This is a genomic window from Bacteroidota bacterium, from assembly GCA_030706565.1.
Taxonomy (GTDB): domain Bacteria; phylum Bacteroidota; class Bacteroidia; order Bacteroidales; family JAUZOH01; genus JAUZOH01.
On record JAUZOH010000394.1, the window covers coordinates 1 to 3,435 of the forward strand.

3 protein-coding genes are annotated in these 3,435 nt (G+C 34.8%); 1 reads left to right on the forward strand and 2 read right to left on the reverse strand.

The window, feature by feature from the left end; genetic code table 11:
- Positions 1-374, reverse strand: a 374-nt coding sequence (locus Q8907_14600) for a cold shock domain-containing protein (GenBank protein ID MDP4275502.1), incomplete at its 3' end; no start/stop codon positions are given.
- A gap of 451 nt (positions 375-825) precedes the next feature.
- Between Q8907_14600 and Q8907_14605 the strand changes: the two genes are divergently transcribed.
- Entirely contained in the window at positions 826-2,076 is a 1,251-nt protein-coding gene (locus Q8907_14605) for a DEAD/DEAH box helicase (GenBank protein ID MDP4275503.1), read from the forward strand.
- On the opposite strand, the gene Q8907_14610 is transcribed toward Q8907_14605, so the two are convergent.
- Positions 2,077-3,435: hypothetical protein (locus Q8907_14610; GenBank protein MDP4275504.1), on the reverse strand; the 1,359-nt coding region annotated here is incomplete at its 5' end.

The window sequence follows — 3,435 nt, forward strand, 5'->3', positions numbered from 1 at the left end:
AGAGGTTCATCCAGTGCGTTAACATGCACAAATATGCTCTCCCCTGTTTTCAAATCCTTAATAAAGCCATAGCCTTTAGAATCATTAAAAAAAGTCACTATTCCTTTTCGCAGGGTTTCAACCGGATCAGGCTCTATGTTTTTGGGAATACTTACTTCAATATCTTCAGCGTTTATCTCTGTTCTTTGCGATAAATCCGGAGGTGTGGAAGTGATGCGTCCAAATTCATCAACGTATGCAATCATTTCTGCCAAGTTATTCCCGTTTCTCTTATTTCCTTTTCTTGCCTGTTTTTTTCTCTCTTTCTCTTGTCTGTTTTTCTCTTTTTGTTTGCTTATCTCTTTTTTGTTACTCGTTTCCTTTGATCTTCCCATAATTATTTTAAGTGATTAAATGAATTGCATTTTTATAATTTATAGAGAAAGTAAAAGTTGTAGGGGTCTTTTGAGCATTTAAAGCTCATGTAACTACTGTACAGCTTATATAATCTTTAAACCAGCTATTTGAATTAGATAAGAAATTTGCGAAAAGAACTGGCTACAATTTTTACAAAATTAATATAAAACTTGGTACTTTTAGAATATATTCCAATTTCATCAAATAAACATATTAAAAAAATATCCCAAATGATGTACTGAAAAATTAAAAGATGGTCCAGAATATAGCCAACATGCCTTTCAACATTTTATATTTAAATATTTTATTCAGCTATCAATAAATCCATTAATTAGTTGTACCTTGCAACCGATTTAATCCGGAATACTCCCCGTCTGCTTCAGTCAGGTTTTCTTCCCGAAAATTTCTTTTAAAAATTAAAATTTATTCATGCAATTTAAAACATTGAACATCATTGAACCTATTCTTAAATCGCTTAAAGAAGAAGGTTACACAACTCCCACACCTATTCAGGAAAAAGCTATTCCCATTGTATTGAAAGGAAACGACCTATTGGGTTGCGCACAAACAGGAACCGGGAAAACTGCAGCATTTGCAGTTCCAATTCTCCAACTATTGAGCACAAACAAACCCTCAGGACAAAAAAGGAAAATACGCAGTTTAATCGTCACACCCACCAGGGAACTGGCCTTACAAATAGATGAAAGTTTTAAGACTTATGGCAAATATACCGGGTTATCCTGCACTGTTATCTTCGGCGGAGTGAAACAGAATCCGCAAGTAGCCGCGCTTCAAAAAGGCGTAGATATTTTGGTGGCAACTCCTGGACGTTTGCTCGATCTGATGCAACAGGGATTTATTACCTTAAGAGATATTGAATTTTTCGTATTGGACGAAGCCGATCGTATGTTGGACATGGGGTTTATACATGACATAAAAAAAATATTGGCTGTAATTCCTTCAAAGAGTCAATCACTTTTTTTCTCAGCAACCATGCCCCCTGAAATTGCAAAACTGGCCGGATCTATACTTCATCATCCTTCAACAGTTGAAGTAACTCCGGCTTCTTCAACTGTAGATACCATCAAACAATTAATTTATTACGTGGATAAAGGCAATAAGAATGCATTGCTGGTAGATGTATTAAAGGATAAAGATATAAAAACCGCCTTGGTATTCACTCGCACCAAGTATGGGGCCGATAAGCTGGTGAAGATACTTGTCAAAAATCACATCCGGGCAGAAGCCATCCACGGAAACAAAACACAAAACGCACGTCAAAGGGCATTAAACAATTTCAAAGAACAGACCACAAGAATACTGGTCGCCACCGATATTGCCGCGCGAGGAATTGACATTGACAATTTGAGCTTTGTAATTAATTATGAAATACCCAACATTGCCGAGACCTATGTACATCGAATTGGCAGAACCGGACGTGCCGGTGCAAACGGAACAGCCCTTTCGTTTTGCGATGCAGAAGAAAAAAACTATTTGCGCGAAATTGAAAAATTAATTCATATCAAAATTCCGGTCGTAGATGAACACCCTTTCCCATTAATTGATCTCCATCCCGAAAATGCCGAAAACAAAAAACAACAACATCGTTCATTTTATGCCAAACCCAAACAGACCGGTAATAAAAAGAAATGGGTTGAGCATCCAAGAACAACCCGTTAATTATTTTCTAACCTTTTCTTTAAAACTGTGAAAAGTGTCAGGATTATCTAAATCCGGCCAGGAATACTTAATTCTGTTTGTTAATTCAAATGTATCTTTTAGTTGCTCGAATAAATATAAATTATCTTTATCGGCAACTAAAAATATATAACTTCTCAACCGAACGGCATAAGATTTAGCCTGAAGATATGCTTCCTCCAATTGCTTTTCTGATAATATCTCAAATTTTGCTTCGACTACAATTTTTGCCGATTCTTCGCCTCTTTTCGAATTAAAAATTATGGAATAATCAGGAAAATAACGAATACCTCGTCCCATACGTATTGGCATTTGGCGCATCCAATCTTCACTTTTAAAACCCAATCTGAATAACAATGGTTCTATTAATTCGATTTCCACATCACGTTCATCCTGAATATGATTTGAAGAATGATTAAATACAGGCAATTGCGGAAATTCAGAAATATTTATTCCAGACTCTTTAATTAATCGCAACAGTTCAGCAAATTCAATTTGAGTCACTGGCCTGCCGTTAAGTCCCTGCATGTGTCCCTTCACTGTCGGATTCTTTTTAAGAATAGGATTTATAGATAAAGAATGGTAATTAATCGGTTTAATTTTTAAAGGGAAACCTATATTTACGACATAATAATAATGGGCAAAAGGATTAATAAAACTATCAGATGTTGCCCGCCAGATTGAATGGATATAACTTCGCGGTGCAGTACAATACATTAAAATTATATCACCCCTTTTGATCCTTTCATTACCAGCACCCCAGGTATAACTTGAATTTTCGTTAGCATCATCAAGGGTATCGTAATCCCATTCTCCACCTCCAATAAACCAAGCTTTTAAAGGATTAGAAAGTTCTTCTTTTGTAATTTTGATCAAAGATTTTATACCAAAATCATAAATAAGAGCCACAAATTCGGGAGGGGGTAAATTTATGTGCTTGCGAAATTCATTTAAAGAGATACTTAAGTCAAAATAAAACCAAACCCTTTTCAGCCAATTATTTCTAGGCGGAAAATTGGGAATGGTAATCTCAAAATTCTCGCAAATCTGCATAAAAGTGAAAAAATCCTTTCTATCAAAAAAATAAGGGAAGAAGTATTCCGGAAATTTTTTGTATAAACAAAATGAGATAGCTTCAAAGAATTCAAAAAAAAACTCATACTTATATGTAAAATTCTCTTTTTCATATATAGCTAAGAATGGGAAATTTCTAATTCTACCATTTTTTAATTTAAGTTTTAGTGGAATACCCTCATGAAAAATGAAATTTTCGAAAAAAGAACGAGCTTGATCAACCGAATTAATTTGAATATTACGGGTATAATCAGCTATAACTTGAGG

Bases quoted from the DNA above. Each gene is read 5' to 3' on its own strand.
- Q8907_14605 (MDP4275503.1), top strand. From the start codon at position 826: ATGCAATTTAAAACATTGAACATCATTGAACCTATTCTTAAATCGCTT.